Annotated in this window: 12 protein-coding genes and 2 tRNA genes; 6 read left to right on the top strand and 8 right to left on the bottom strand. The window is 41.5% G+C overall.

The genetic code is table 11. The features are described from left to right. The first annotated feature begins 123 nt into the window (after positions 1-123). Both ppa and J1G47_RS03310 read left to right on the top strand, forming a co-directional pair. Positions 124-651 (top strand): inorganic diphosphatase, encoded by a 528-nt coding sequence (gene ppa / locus J1G47_RS03315; protein ID WP_005713221.1) that lies wholly within the window; start codon positions 124-126, stop codon positions 649-651. A gap of 66 nt (positions 652-717) precedes the next feature. After that, the gene (locus J1G47_RS03310; protein WP_005713220.1) at positions 718-1,473 is read left to right on the top strand and encodes a M48 family metallopeptidase; all 756 of its coding nucleotides are present in this window, start codon (positions 718-720) and stop codon (positions 1,471-1,473) included. Between the two features lie 116 nt (positions 1,474-1,589). Here J1G47_RS03310 and J1G47_RS03305 read toward each other — a convergent pair whose 3' ends face one another. Next, on the bottom strand, positions 1,590-2,501 hold the full coding sequence (locus tag J1G47_RS03305) for a mechanosensitive ion channel family protein (RefSeq protein ID WP_016527455.1): 912 nt from the start codon (positions 2,499-2,501) through the stop codon (positions 1,590-1,592). Positions 2,502-2,590: 89 nt separating this feature from the next. On the opposite strand from J1G47_RS03305, the gene rluC reads away from it, so the two are divergent. Next, positions 2,591-3,550 carry a 23S rRNA pseudouridine(955/2504/2580) synthase RluC gene (rluC, locus tag J1G47_RS03300; protein WP_021119012.1) on the top strand — a complete coding sequence of 320 codons (960 nt, stop codon included), beginning with the start codon at positions 2,591-2,593 and terminating at the stop codon, positions 3,548-3,550. A 73-nt stretch (positions 3,551-3,623) separates the two neighbouring features. Here rluC and glpQ read toward each other — a convergent pair whose 3' ends face one another. Further along, positions 3,624-4,703 (bottom strand): glycerophosphodiester phosphodiesterase, encoded by a 1,080-nt coding sequence (gene glpQ, locus J1G47_RS03295; protein ID WP_082259097.1) that lies wholly within the window; start codon positions 4,701-4,703, stop codon positions 3,624-3,626. 64 nt (positions 4,704-4,767) lie between these two features. Continuing rightward, complete coding sequence (gene glpT / locus J1G47_RS03290; RefSeq protein WP_021114149.1) at positions 4,768-6,213, bottom strand: glycerol-3-phosphate transporter; 1,446 nt, start codon at positions 6,211-6,213, stop codon at positions 4,768-4,770. 279 nt (positions 6,214-6,492) lie between these two features. On the opposite strand from glpT, the gene glpA reads away from it, so the two are divergent. Genes glpA through glpC form a run of 3 tightly spaced genes read left to right on the top strand, consistent with a single transcriptional unit; the run spans position 6,493 to position 10,736 of the window. Continuing rightward, complete coding sequence (gene glpA, locus J1G47_RS03285; RefSeq protein ID WP_207326752.1) at positions 6,493-8,184, top strand: anaerobic glycerol-3-phosphate dehydrogenase subunit A; 1,692 nt, start codon at positions 6,493-6,495, stop codon at positions 8,182-8,184. Continuing rightward, positions 8,174-9,457 (top strand): glycerol-3-phosphate dehydrogenase subunit GlpB, encoded by a 1,284-nt coding sequence (glpB, locus tag J1G47_RS03280; protein ID WP_207326751.1) that lies wholly within the window; start codon positions 8,174-8,176, stop codon positions 9,455-9,457. The genes glpA and glpB overlap by 11 nt, the downstream gene beginning before the upstream one ends. A 1-nt stretch (position 9,458) precedes the next feature. Next, on the top strand, positions 9,459-10,736 hold the full coding sequence (gene glpC / locus J1G47_RS03275) for an anaerobic glycerol-3-phosphate dehydrogenase subunit GlpC (protein ID WP_075604833.1): 1,278 nt from the start codon (positions 9,459-9,461) through the stop codon (positions 10,734-10,736). A gap of 402 nt (positions 10,737-11,138) precedes the next feature. Here the strand turns inward: glpC and J1G47_RS03270 are convergent. The 5 genes from J1G47_RS03270 to mutY all read right to left on the bottom strand — a co-directional run bounded on the left by J1G47_RS03270 (position 11,139) and on the right by mutY (position 13,947). Further along, a tRNA-Asn gene (locus tag J1G47_RS03270) sits at positions 11,139-11,214 on the bottom strand. Between the two features lie 18 nt (positions 11,215-11,232). Then, a tRNA-Phe gene (locus J1G47_RS03265) sits at positions 11,233-11,308 on the bottom strand. Between the two features lie 123 nt (positions 11,309-11,431). After that, positions 11,432-12,526 carry a membrane-bound lytic murein transglycosylase MltC gene (gene mltC / locus J1G47_RS03260; protein ID WP_005713210.1) on the bottom strand — a complete coding sequence of 365 codons (1,095 nt, stop codon included), beginning with the start codon at positions 12,524-12,526 and terminating at the stop codon, positions 11,432-11,434. A 10-nt stretch (positions 12,527-12,536) separates the two neighbouring features. Then, complete coding sequence (locus J1G47_RS03255; RefSeq protein ID WP_005713208.1) at positions 12,537-12,812, bottom strand: oxidative damage protection protein; 276 nt, start codon at positions 12,810-12,812, stop codon at positions 12,537-12,539. Then, positions 12,802-13,947, bottom strand: a complete 1,146-nt coding sequence (mutY, locus tag J1G47_RS03250) for an A/G-specific adenine glycosylase (protein ID WP_005711082.1) — start codon at positions 13,945-13,947, stop codon at positions 12,802-12,804. Before mutY ends, J1G47_RS03255 begins: the two co-directional genes overlap by 11 nt. Positions 13,948-14,018: the final 71 nt, after the last annotated feature.

Genomic DNA, 14,018 nt, shown 5'->3' with positions numbered 1-14,018 from the left:
GGTCAGAACCCTATTATTTTTTGCAAATTTTTGTGAGAATCTCACCGCTTGCTTTGCTGATTGGCAATGAATCCGTTATAATCTTGCCAATTTTTCACCCTTATTTAATAGAAGGAAACCAAAATGGGCTTAGAAAATGTACCTGCTGGTAAAGAGTTACCAGATGATATTTATGTTGTAATTGAAATTCCTGCAAATTCAGATCCAATCAAATATGAAGTGGATAAAGAAAGTGGTGCAATTTTCGTGGATCGTTTTATGGCAACAGCAATGTTCTATCCTGCGAACTACGGTTATGTAAACCATACCCTTTCTTCTGATGGCGATCCTGTGGACGTATTAGTTCCAACGCCATACCCGCTTCAACCAGGTTCAGTGATTCGTTGCCGTCCAGTTGGCGTGTTAAAAATGACTGACGAAGCAGGTGGCGATGCGAAAGTAGTTGCAGTTCCACACAGCAAATTAACCAAAGAGTACGATCACATTAAAGATGTAGGCGACTTACCAGCATTATTAAAAGCACAAATCCAACACTTCTTCGAAAGCTACAAAGCATTAGAAGCAGGCAAATGGGTGAAAGTTGAAGGTTGGGGCGATGTGAATGAAGCTCGTCAAGAGATCTTAGAGTCTTTCGAACGTGCGAAAAAATAATTAAACTATTAACCGAATATAATGCCAAAGTAAACGCTTTGGCATTTTTTATGATAGGAATTAAGTATGAAATTTTTCAAGAATCTTAGCGTTATAGCAATTTGTTCACTACTTTTAACCGCTTGTGTTAGCACAGCCCAAATTAATCAAGAAGCAGAAAGTAATTATGCTAAAGTGAAGCAGGAAGCAAGAGCAAAAAGTATGTTAGATACTAGCTCAACGACAGCTCATCGCATTCATTCGGTTTTCAATAAGATGAAGCTTTATGCGGAACGAGCAAATAAAACAGGTGTGCCGTTTCAATGGGAAATCATTGTGCTGAAATTAAGTGAATTGAATGCTTGGGCGATGCCTGGTGGAAAAATGGCATTCTACACAGGGCTGGTGGATAAGTTGAATTTATCTGATGACGAGATTGCGGTTGTGATGGGACATGAAATGGCTCACGCTTTGCAAGAACATGGCAAATCAGATCGTACTGTTAGCGCAGTGACAGGTATTGTTGGTGTACTTGCTGATGTTGCAGTGACCGCAACAACAGGGGTAGATACAGAGGGTCTGCTCAGTGCAGGGGTGGATTTAGTTGCCAATAAACCCTTCTCTCGTAGTCAAGAAACAGAAGCCGATGAAGTCGGTTTGATGTTAATGGCAGAGTCAGGTTATAACCCCGAAGCAGCACCAAATGTGTGGGTGAAAATGAGCCAAGCGAACGGCAGTTCAGGTTTGTCTATTTTTTCTACTCACCCGTCAAACGAAGATCGCCAAGCGAATTTAGCACGTTTAGTGCCTAAGGCTAAGGAAATTTATAATCGGAAAAAATAATACCTAAATAACCTGAAAAATTCTATGAGCCCCACTATAAATAGCGGGGAACTCACAAAATAATATTCTATTTATGGAAAACAGAATATATTTTTTCCCCTAATTATTAGGATTCACTATTTAGTAAAGGTTACCGAGGTCTGCTCAGGCAAATGTAAATCTAACTGATTATACGGAATCGAAATCCCAGCCTTATCAAAGCCAATTTTTACTTTTTCCAAAATCGCAAATTGTGTAGTTGAATAGTTATTCGTCTGTACCCACGGACGCACAAATAACTGCACACTGCTTGCCGCTAAGTTACCGACTGCAATGGTAGGCTCTGGATAGTGTAAAACATTTTCATCTTCAAACAGAATTTGAGCAATAATCTCTTTAGCTTTCTCAATATCGGACTCATAGCTAATATCGAAAATGAAGTCGATGCGACGAGTTTCATTGCGGGAGTAGTTGGTGATACTGTCGGCAAATACTTTACCGTTTGGGATCAACACCGTTTTATTATCGACCGTTCTTAGCTCTAACATCAAAATCCCCATTTGCTCAACTTTGCCTGATTTACCACCAGCTTCAATAAAATCGCCTTTGTTAAATGGTTTAAAGATTAATAGCATTACCCCAGCAGCAAAGTTTTGTAATGAGTTTTGCAAGGCTAAACCAATGGCTAAACCAGCCGCACCTATCAATGCTACTAACGAACTCGTATTAATGCCTAATTGTGAAAGTGAGGCAATCACTGTAATCAGCAAAAACAGAAAATAAGCGATAGATCGAACAAAACCTTGTAGCATTTCATCTTTGCTTGATGCTAATACCGCTTTGCCGATAAGGGTACTGATAGCCCTTGCCAAATAACGCCCGATAACAAAAATCGCAATTGCAATTAACAATTTAGTGCCATAGGGAATAATCCAATTTTCCAGGAGTTGTTGAAGTTCAAGATTTTTTACATCAGTAATAATCTCTTTCGCTTCAGGGGGTAAAGTGATTTCAGGTATGATTTCTTTTGTTTTTTCTGTGGTACTCATTATGTTCTCCTATATCAATTTCAGCCTATTCTAACACGAGACAGAATTTGTGATAAAATCCAATTCATTTTTCCTTTCTTTATATCAAAATGACAACAGAAAAAGTAATTAGTGCCAGCGTTCAATTTTTTACGATCAGTGATGATGAAGCTGGGCAACGTTTGGATAACTTTTTACTCGCCAAGCTCAAAGGCGTGCCAAAAAGCCTGATTTACCGTATTGTGCGTAAAGGCGAAGTGAGAGTAAACAAAGGGCGGATTAAACCCGAATATAAGTTGCAAGCGGACGATATTGTGCGAGTTCCGCCTGTGCGTGTGGCAGAAAAAAATGAAGCACCGATTTCGACCAAACTCAACAAAGTTGCAGAGCTTGAACATCAAATTCTTTATGAAGATGAAGTGATGTTAGTGATTAACAAACCGTCAGGCATTGCCGTCCACGGTGGTAGCGGTTTGAGCTTCGGTGTGATTGAAGCCTTACGAGCGTTACGCCCACAAGCCCGTTTTTTAGAGCTAGTTCACCGTATCGACCGAGATACATCGGGGCTGTTGTTAGTAGCGAAAAAACGTTCCGCATTGCGTAGTTTGCACGAACAGTTGCGTGAAAAAGTGGTACAGAAAGATTATCTCGCGCTCGTGCGTGGGCAGTGGCAATCGCACGTTAAAGTGATTAAAGCACCACTATTGAAAAACGAATTAGCCAGTGGTGAACGTATTGTACGAGTAAATGAAGAAGGCAAACCGTCCGAGACCCGATTTGTAATTGAAGAACGTTATCCGATAGCGACCTTAGTCAAGGCTTCGCCTGTGACAGGTAGAACGCACCAAATTCGTGTACATACTCAATACGCAGGACACCCAATTGCCCTTGATGATAAATACGGCGACCGTGAATTTGACCAAAAAATGCAACAAGCGGGTTTAAACCGTTTATTTTTACACGCCCATTCTATTCGATTTGTTCACCCTAAAACGGGCGAAGAAATGGTCGTGACAGCACCGTTGGATAAACAACTAAAAGCCGTGTTGGCGAAGTTGAGAGTAAAATAATCTAATCAACCTCACTACTACATCCATAGATAGTGAGGTCTATTAAAAAATTTATAGTCTAACCCGTTTTTATTTACCTTTTTTTCAAAAACTCCACCCCAGTATCAGGGAAGTCAGTAAATACACCTGTTGCACCAGCTTTGTTGAGTAGGGCATCATACATTTCATCAATGTTGGTGAAGAACTCAGGTAGTGCGTCTTTGCGTACTGTGTACGGGTGAAGTTCCATCTTATATTGGGCTAACTCTTTAACTAATGGAGTGTAAACAATGTTGCCTACTTTTGATTTCTCTTTGTCGATCAACATATACCAACCTGGTCCAACACCGTCTGCGTATTTCGCTACTTCTGCCATCGCACCTGGTTTAAACATCCAGTCGTAGTTGTAATTTACCCATTTACCTGATTTGTCTTTTTCTTCCGTTTCGTGCCAGTCAGTGTAAGCCACTAATTGTACAAGTTTTACGTCCATACCAAGTTTTGGTAACAATTCGGTTTTGATACGTTTTAACTCGTTGAAGTCAAAGGTTTGTAGATAAACAAGGTCTGATTTTTGGTCATAACCGTATTTTTTCAACACTTTTAAAGTTTCCAGTGCAATATCTTTACCTTCTTGGTGGTGTAACCAAGGGGCTTTGATTTCAGGGTAGATGCCGATTTTTTTGCCGGTGGATTTTTCTAAGCCTTGGATAAATTCAATTTCGTCTTCAAAGGTGTGAATTTTGAAATCAGATTTCCACATTGGGAAGCGGTTTGGGTAGACTTGAACTTGTTTGCCATCTTCTACTTTGAAGTTTTCGGTCATTTCAAGGGTTTGGATTTCTTTTAACGTGAAATCCGCCACATAATAACGCCCATCTTTTCTCGCACGATTTGGGAATTTTTTCGCGACATCGGTTAAACCATCAAGGAAATGGTCGTGAATAACTACGAGGCGATTATCTTTGGTCATTGCAAGATCTTGCTCTAAATAATCCGCTTGTTGCCCAAAGGCAAGAGCTTTACTCTCTAAAGTATGTTCTGGTAAATAACCACTTGCACCACGGTGAGCTATAATTAATTTATCTGATTGTGTTGCGACTAGGGTTGATGTTGAGCAACCTGCTAATACTGCTGTTGCGACTAAACCTAATGCAAATTTTGTGAGTTTCATACTGTTTTCCTCTTTTTGTAGATACAAAAAAGGAAGACCAAAATGTCTTCCTTTTAATCATTAATTATTTACCATAGCTATCTTCTAATTTCGCTTTATGTTTGCCTTCTTCAAGCATTGTGATGAACATTAACAATACTGCTAATACGCCACCTGCGATCATTACATAGAAGCCACCGTCCCAGCCGTAGTACTCTGCTGCCCAACCAACCACTGCTGATGCAGATACTGTACCACCTAAGTAACCAAATAAGCCTGTGAAACCTGCTGCTGTACCTGCTGCTTTTTTCGGTGCAAGTTCAAGAGCGTGTAAGCCGATTAACATTACTGGTCCGTAGATTAAGAAGCCGATTGTGGTCATTAAGATGAAGTCCATTAATTGATATGGGTTTTCATACCATCCTTTGCCTGCGTATTGTGCAAGTTCTGCTTCTGGTGTTGCTGGGTTCATCCATAATGCAACTACTGCTGCTGTGGTAAGGATCATAAAGATGAAGCCTGTTAAACCACGTTTACCTTTGAATAGTTTGTCAGATACCCAACCACAGAGTAATGTACCTGGGATTGCTGCTAATTCATAGATGGTATATGCCCACGCGGTACCTTTGATGTTGAAGTGTTTTACTTCGCCAAGGTAAACCGGTGACCATTTCAATACGCCATAGCGGATTAAGTAAACGAATACGTTAGCGATTGCGATGTACCATAACAATTTATTTTTTAACACATAAGTCACTAAGATTTCTTTCGCGGTTAAGTCGTGTTCATAGGTTTTTTCGTTATAGTCATCTGGGTAGTCATTACGCCATTTTTCAACTGACGGTAAGCCGCAAGATTGTGGGGTGTCACGCATAATTAAATAGATTGGAATTGCAGCTACCATTGCAGCAATACCTGGATAGTACAACGCTTGTTGCCATACGTCTTTAGCGGTTGCTTCTACGCCGTAGTTGCTGAAGTAGATTGCACTTGCAAGTAACACCATCGCACCTGGTACCATACCCCCTAAGTTGTGCGCACAGTTCCAGATAGATACGATGGTTCCACGTTCTGATTTAGACCACCAGTGAACCATTGTACGTCCGCACGGAGGCCAACCCATACCTTGGAACCAACCGTTTAGGAAGATCATTACCCACATTACTAAAATGCCTGAAGTTGCCCAAGGCATTAAGCCCATCATTGTCATACAAAGACCAGAGAGTAACAAACCAAACGGTAAGAATACGCGTGGGTTTGAACGGTCTGAAATGGTTGCCATAAAGAATTTAGACAAACCGTAAGCTAAACCTGCTGCTGTACCGATCACACCAAGTTCTGCTTTTGTGTACATTCCTGCTTCGATTAAACCTTTTTGAGCTAAATCGAAATTCGCACGAACGAAATAATATGCTGCGTAACCAAAGAAGATCCCTGCAAACACTTGCCAACGTAAGCGGTTATAAGTGGAATCTATCTTCTCTTTTGGTAGCTCCGGGATATGCGGAGCGGGTTTAAAAGGACCAAACATAGAGCCTCCAACAATAAAGTTTATAGACAAATAAGGTCTGCTTTGTTTGTAAACATATCCAGACCTTGACGTTGTTCATAATATCCCTTTTTTGAAAATTAAAAAGAAGTATTTCTTCATTTTGTGAGCTATTTCACAAAATTCGCTCAGCAATTTGGATAAATGTGAGCTTTATCACAAATTTAATTTCTTTTTCGCTCATTTTATTGTTTAAAAATGTTGATTAGGGATAGAATATCAACAATTTAATTTATTTTTGTTTGTTTTGTGGGGGTAACAATGAAGATATCACCTCATATGTATAAAAATGTGGAAGATTTTTCACCCTTAACGACGGATGTGATTATCATTGGTGGCGGTGCAACAGGGGCAGGGATTGCTCGTGACTGTGCATTGCGTGGCATTGACTGTATTTTGCTTGAACGTCGAGATATTGCGACAGGGGCAACAGGGCGTAATCACGGTTTGTTGCATAGTGGAGCAAGATATGCGGTAAATGATCGTGAGTCTGCAACGGAGTGCATTGAAGAAAATAAAATCTTACGTCGGATTGCTCGTCACTGTATTGATGAAACGGAAGGGTTGTTTATTACTTTGCCTGAAGATGATCTCGCCTATCAAAAAACCTTTATTCAAGCCTGTACGGAGTCAGGCATTGAAGCGGTGGCTATCGATCCAAAACTTGCGATGCAAATGGAGCCTTCGGTAAATCCAGCCCTTGTCGGTGCAGTGGTTGTGCCTGATGGTTCCATTGATCCATTTCGCCTAACAGCATCAAATATGTTAGATGCCACAGAGAATGGTGCGAAAGTCTTTACCTATTGCGAAGTGAAAGGGTTAATTCGTGAAGGCGGTAAAGTGATTGGCGTGAACGTTTACGACCATAAAAACAGAGTGGAACGTCAATTCTTTGCCCCTGTGGTTGTGAATGCTGGCGGTATTTGGGGACAAGGCATTGCTGAATATGCCGATTTGAAAATCAGAATGTTCCCCGCCAAAGGCGCATTACTGGTGATGGGACACCGTATCAACAAAATGGTGATCAACCGTTGCCGTAAGCCTGCCGATGCGGATATTCTCGTGCCAGGCGACACTATTAGCGTTATTGGAACAACATCAAGCCGTATTCCTTACGATCAAATCGACAATATGATCGTCACCCCTGAAGAAGTCGATATTCTCTTTAGAGAAGGCGAAAAACTTGCACCAAGTTTAATACATACCCGTGTATTGCGTGCTTACGCTGGGGTTCGCCCGTTAGTGGCTACCGATAATGATCCATCAGGACGTAATGTCAGCCGTGGTATCGTCTTACTCGATCACCAAGAGCGTGATGGCTTAGAAGGCTTTATTACTATTACAGGCGGTAAGTTAATGACCTATCGCTTAATGGCTGAGTGGGCAACGGATCTTGTTTGCAAAAAATTAAACAAAACCGACCGCTGTGTTACTGCAGAAAAAGCCTTACCGGGTTCAAGTGAAAGCCGAGCAGAAACCAACAGCAAAGTCATTTCACTGCCAAGTACCATTCGCTATTCTGCAGTTTACCGTCACGGTTCTCGTGCTACTCGCCTATTGGATAAAGAACGCCTTGATCGCTCTCTTGTTTGTGAGTGTGAAGCGGTCACCGCAGGGGAAGTTCGCTATGCGGTGGACGAGTTAAGTGTCAATAATCTTGTCGATCTACGTCGCCGTACCCGCGTTGGTATGGGAACCTGCCAAGCAGAACTCTGTGCCTGCCGTGCCGCTGGGCTGATGACCCGTTTTGAAGTGGCAACACCACGACAATCCACCACTCAACTGGCTTCTTTTATGGAAGAACGCTGGCGTGGGATTGAGCCGATTGCGTGGGGCGATGCCATTCGAGAAGCCGATTTTACTAGCTGGATCTATTACAGTTTATTAGGTCTAAATGATGTGAAACCGCTTGCAGAGCAAGCTCAACAGGGGACAGATAGCAATGAATTTTGATGTAGTCATTATCGGTGGCGGTCTTGCAGGCTTAACCTGTGGGGTTGCCCTACAAGAACAGGGTAAACGTTGTGTGATTATCAACAATGGTCAAGCGGCGATTGATTTCTCATCGGGTTCAATGGATTTACTCAGCCGTTTACCAAGCGGTGAGTTTGTCGCTGATTTTTGCAAATCCTATGCAACTTTCGCAAAACAGTTGCCACAACACCCTTACAGCTTACTTGGCAAAGAGAAAGTCCTTGCCAAAGCGACACAATTTGAACAACTCGCTACATCGCTCAAGCTCGATTTGGTCGGCTCTACCGCACAAAATCACCTACGAGTAACGCCTTTAGGTGGCTTGCGTGGAGCGTGGTTATCGCCAAACAGTGTGCCAACAGTCAAAGGTAGCGAACCTTTCCTCTATAAAACAATTGCGATATTGGGGATCGAAGGCTATCACGACTTCCAACCACAACTGTTAGCCGATAACCTAAAACAGAACCCACAATTTACCCACTGCGAATTAAGCACTGGCTATCTCAATATTCCAGAGCTTGACCAACTGCGTAACAATGCCCGTGAGTTCCGTAGTGTGAATATCGCTCAAGTGTTAGAACACAAATTGGCTTTCCGTGATCTTGTGGCAGAAATCAAAACGGCAACCAAAGGGGCAGAAGCGATCTTCTTACCAGCTTGTTTTGGCTTGGACGATCAAAGTTTCTTCAACCAGTTACAACAAGCGGTGGAAGCAACGATTTTTGAATTACCAACCTTACCGCCATCATTACTCGGCATTCGCCAACATAAACAACTTCGCCACCGTTTTGAACGCTTGGGCGGTTTGATGTTAAACGGCGACAGAGCATTAAAAGCCGATATTGAAAATGGCAAAGTACAACGGATTTATACCCAGCTTCACCAAGACAATGCGATCAGTGCAGAACATTTTGTACTCGCCACAGGAAGCTATTTCAGCAACGGCTTAAAAGCAAACTTTGATCGCATTTTTGAACCAGTGTTCCAAGCCGATATTATTGGTTGCAAAGATTTCAATGAAACTGACCGCTTGTCGTGGACGGCTAATCGCTTTTCATCGCCACAACCGTATCAATCGGCAGGGGTTGCGATCAACGAAAAATGCCAAGTTCGCAAAGATGGGCAATTTATGGCGAATTTATATGCAACTGGCAACGTCATTGGCGGTTTTAATAGCCTTGAATTAGGCTGTGGCTCAGGTGTGGCAGTGGTAACGGCACTTGCCGTTGCAGAAGAAATTGTGGGGGCATAATATGAACAACATTCAACGTTTAATCGAACAAGCTCAACAAAATACCCATTCTGCCGTTGTTCATCACGGTTTTGATGAGTCCTTTGAAAGTTGCATTAAATGTACCGCTTGTACGGCGGTTTGCCCTGTTTCGCGTAATAACCCGATGTATCCAGGTCCGAAACAATCAGGCCCAGATGGTGAGCGTTTACGCTTAAAAAGCCCTGAACTTTATGATGAAGCACTCAAATACTGCACCAACTGCAAACGTTGCGAAGTAGCTTGTCCGTCTGATGTCAAAATTGGTGACATTATTGTGCGAGCGAGAAACCGTCATTTAGATCGCCAAAACAAACCGCTAATGCACAAACTGCGTGATGCTATTTTGAGCAACACCGACATTATGGGCAAAATGAACACCCCATTAGCCCCGATTGTCAATACCATCACAGGTCTAAAAGCAACCAAATTCTTGCTTGAAAAAACCATCAAAGTAAGCCGTCATCGCTCGTTGCCAAAATACGCTTTTGGTTCATTCCGTAACTGGTATATGAAAAAAGAGCAAGAACGCCAAGCCCTTTATCGTGAAAAAGTGGCTTACTATCACGGCTGTTATGTGAACTACAACAATCCACAACTTGGTAAAGAGTTGATTGATGTGTTTAACGCAATGGACATCGGCGTAATGCTACTTGAAAAAGAGAAGTGCTGTGGTTTGCCATTAATGGTAAACGGCTTCCCAGATAGAGCGAAGCAACAAGCGAAATTCAACCTTGCTGAACTTGAAAAAGTGGTGATGAACCGAGAGCTTGACGTAGTAGGGACATCATCAAGCTGTACAATGAATTTGCGTGACGAATATCATCACGTTTTAGGAATGAACAACGCCAAAGTCCGCCCACACGTTCATATCGTCACCAAATATCTCTATGAACTGTTTAATCAAGGCAAAAAACCAAAATTCAAGCAGATGCCATTACGCATTGCCTATCACACCGCTTGTCACGTTGATAAAGCAGGTTGGGCGCCTTACACCCTTGATGTATTAAAACATATCCCAGGGATTGAAATTGTGATGTTACCATCACAATGTTGTGGTATTGCAGGGACTTACGGCTTCAAAGCGGAAAACTACGAAACCTCACAAGCCATCGGCAATCCGTTATTCCAACACATCAACAACGGCGGTTTTGATTATGTCGTTTCCGAGTGCGAAACCTGTAAATGGCAAATTGATATGTCCACCAACTTAACCTGCCTACACCCGATTACTTTGTTGGCGATAGCGTTGGAGAGATAGTTCCCTCTCTACCAAACTTCCTGCGTACTTTCATCGAACCTTAGTTTATTACTCATTAACCCCTTCCCCCACAAACGGGGGGAAGGGCCCGAAAGACGGATGGGGAAAATTTAACATTATGGTATCTACTGTTCTTTTTATGCAAAATAATGTTGAGTAGCTCTAATGAAACATTGATACCTTTCTGCTAATTGTTTATAGGTTTGTTTTACTTGTGTAATCAATCTAAATATCTATCAGACGTAATTTCTTTGTGAAAGAAGACAGATGGTTATTTAAAAAAGGGCTTAAATCCTTGTACTATAAGGCTTTAAGCCACTTTTTAGCAACCATTTTTCTACTATGCCTAGGTATAGAGAGAAAAAGAAAAACCCCGATGATTTCTCATCGGGGCTAAAAATATGGCTCCTCCTGCGGGACTCGAACCTGCGACATATGGATTAACAGTCCACCGTTCTACCGACTGAACTAAGGAGGAAAAGAGTTGTAACATAAATGGTGCCTCGAGGCGGAATCGAACCACCGACACGGGGATTTTCAATCCCCTGCTCTACCGACTGAGCTATCGAGGCATCTCGTCGTCACGGGGTGCATTATGCTGATTTCCGCCCCTCTCGTCAAACGTTTTTTTCAAAAAAATAAAAAAATCTGTTTAACGGATCGCTTTTTATTCAATTTGTTTAAAAAACAACGTGTTATCTCACGTTACGGTATTTTTGTTGGGCTTTATTTACCTTAACCAAATAGTTTCTTGCTTGTGAAGATGGATGAGCGGTGGTTAAAATTCGATAAATTGCTGACGGATCTAAGTTATTAATTCGCTCAATCGCCATTAATTTATCATTATCAAACACTCTCAGTACTGCGCCAGCCCCACTATTATATGCTGAAATCATTGCGTAACGTTTTGATGTAGGATCAGTTATTCCTTCTAGATACTCATCACGCAAAATCGTTAAGAACATTGTGCCTGCATCAATATTCTGACTTGGGTTATAAAGATAATCACGATTAGGCTGGCCACCAAAACCTTTACGCGCAAAAATATCCCGTCCAGCTGTACGAGGTACAACTTGCATTAAACCAATCGCATTCGCATAACTTACTGCATAAGGGTTAAATGCTGATTCAACTTCCATAATACCCAGAATTAAGCTCATATCAATGCCATAGCGTTTTGACATTTGACGAACCAATGGCAAATATCGTCTTGCACGAACTTCAACGTGGTTTGCAATCATTGGAATCGTGACATAAGTAACGGTATGTCCATTTTTCAAGCGGCGTGTTTTTAATTTATTTTGCAATAGGTAAGTTGCAAAATCATTAGCAACCGCCACATTGGTTACAGAACGCCCATATTGATCCACAACTTGACCTGCTAAAAAAGGATTATTGCTAATAGGAACATCACCCGAAGCAAATAAATCTATCCCTGTAGCATCTGATCCCATCAATAATGTGTGAATAATCGAATTACGCAAGCGGTTGTGATCCGCCAAAGTTTCAATGGTAATTTGACCATCTTCAAAACTAATATGGCTACGGGTGTAATATTTGTCCGTATATTTTACATAGTCTTTCTGGCTTGCTTGGAGCAGTTCATTAACGCCCCAAATTTGATCGATATTACGTGAAAATTGCCCCATCAAAATATCTAAACCATTGGTATTTTTAGAATAATCAGGGCGAGGCTTTTTAGAACCTTTTCTCGTCGGCGTATCACTTCCACAAGATGCTAAAAAAGGGATCAGTACCAATAACGGCAGGAATTTTTTATATTTGTTCATTAGGTTATCTCTATTTTGACTCTACAGGCACATAACCTTCAATATGGACTTCTTTTCCTTCAAACAAAAAATTCACCATTTCTGTTTCCAGAAGCTGACGATGTTCAGGGTTCATCATATTAAGCTTCTTCTCATTGACTAACATTGTCTGCTTTTTGATCCACTCTGCCCACGCTTGTTTACTGATTGAATCAAAAATACGTTTACCTAATTCCCCAGGATAAAGTTGAAAATCTAAACCTTCTGCTTCTTGTTTCAAATATGCACAAAATACATTACGCGCCATTTTTCTGTCCTAATGTCAAAGTTAATTCGTCTAAAATGCGTTTTATCGGGGTTGCTAAACCCACTTCGCTAGGTTGAGTTAAATCATACCAATAATCCGCTGTTGAAGATACACGCAAATGATAATTTCCCTGATTTTCTGCCACCCCAAGCGGTAGGACTTCGGCATTTTTTTGTAAACTAAGTTCCGCCAAAATAGGATAAATATCCAAATGGAAATGGCTAAAAGTATGCCGAAAGGCAATTAATTGTGTCATTTGCAAATTTTTGCCCGAAACTGACCGCTTGAGATCGTCTAAATGTTCAAATTGCGGAAAGACATAAAGTCCGCCCCAAAGTCCTTTTGCTTCACGTTTTTCCAATAAGACTTTTGTCCCCTGTTTTAAAATCAAAAAGTAGCTCTGTTTTTCAGGCAACGCCTTTTGCGGTTTTTTGGCTGGAAAATCCGCCCAAGCCTGTTGAGCATTTGCCTGACAGCCCTTTTCTAACGGACAAAGGAAACATTTCGGCTTAGATCGTGTGCAAATCATCGCCCCTAAATCCATCATCGCCTGATTAAAATCCGCCACTTGCGAAGTTGGTGTAACACGAGCGGTCAGATCCCACAATTTATTTTCAACCGTTTTTTCGCTCGACCAACCTTCAACCGCAAAATAACGAGAAAGCACACGTTTAACATTGCCATCTAAAATCGGGTAAGGTGCATCAAGTACCGAAGAGAGTACCGCCCCAGCCGTACTTCTGCCGACACCTGAAAGTGCAAACACATCAGCAAAATCTGTCGGAAATTGACCGCCAAATTCATCTCTAATTTGTTGTGCAGCCTTATGCAAATTCCTTGCTCTTGCGTAATAGCCTAACCCCGTCCATAAATGCAACACTTCATCAATGGGTGCATTCGCTAAATCAATAATAGTGGGAAAACGTTGAATAAAACGCTCAAAATAGGGAATAACCGTTGCCACTTGGGTTTGCTGTAACATCACTTCGGATAACCAAACGCCATACAAGGTTTTATTTTGTTGCCACGGCAGATGTTTACGCCCGTATTGCTGATACCACGCCAATACGCCTTTGGCAAAAGGGGCATCGACACGAGATTGTGCCAAGGGAAATTCGGATTTTTCTTTTTTCATTTAGATAATGATATAAGTATTAATAATAGGGGCTGATCAACGTTAGCTCCAAAGAAAATATTTCTATAGTT

Origin of the sequence: Glaesserella parasuis (genome assembly GCF_017352235.1) — a bacterium.
Taxonomy (GTDB): Bacteria; Pseudomonadota; Gammaproteobacteria; order Enterobacterales; family Pasteurellaceae; genus Glaesserella; species Glaesserella parasuis.
The sequence above is the reverse complement of the archived record's forward strand: the minus strand, read 5'-3'. Positions and strand labels throughout refer to the sequence as shown.

Coding starts and splice junctions, on each gene's coding strand:
- glpC (WP_075604833.1), top strand. CDS start 9,459: ATGAACAACATTCAACGTTTAATCGAACAAGCTCAACAAAATACCCAT.
- glpA (WP_207326752.1), top strand. CDS start 6,493: ATGAAGATATCACCTCATATGTATAAAAATGTGGAAGATTTTTCACCC.
- rluC (WP_021119012.1), top strand. CDS start 2,591: ATGACAACAGAAAAAGTAATTAGTGCCAGCGTTCAATTTTTTACGATC.
- J1G47_RS03305 (WP_016527455.1), bottom strand. CDS start 2,501: ATGAGTACCACAGAAAAAACAAAAGAAATCATACCTGAAATCACTTTA.
- glpB (WP_207326751.1), top strand. CDS start 8,174: ATGAATTTTGATGTAGTCATTATCGGTGGCGGTCTTGCAGGCTTAACC.
- mutY (WP_005711082.1), bottom strand. CDS start 13,947: ATGAAAAAAGAAAAATCCGAATTTCCCTTGGCACAATCTCGTGTCGAT.
- J1G47_RS03310 (WP_005713220.1), top strand. CDS start 718: ATGAAATTTTTCAAGAATCTTAGCGTTATAGCAATTTGTTCACTACTT.
- ppa (WP_005713221.1), top strand. CDS start 124: ATGGGCTTAGAAAATGTACCTGCTGGTAAAGAGTTACCAGATGATATT.
- J1G47_RS03255 (WP_005713208.1), bottom strand. CDS start 12,812: ATGGCGCGTAATGTATTTTGTGCATATTTGAAACAAGAAGCAGAAGGT.
- mltC (WP_005713210.1), bottom strand. CDS start 12,526: ATGAACAAATATAAAAAATTCCTGCCGTTATTGGTACTGATCCCTTTT.
- glpT (WP_021114149.1), bottom strand. CDS start 6,213: ATGTTTGGTCCTTTTAAACCCGCTCCGCATATCCCGGAGCTACCAAAA.
- glpQ (WP_082259097.1), bottom strand. CDS start 4,703: ATGAAACTCACAAAATTTGCATTAGGTTTAGTCGCAACAGCAGTATTA.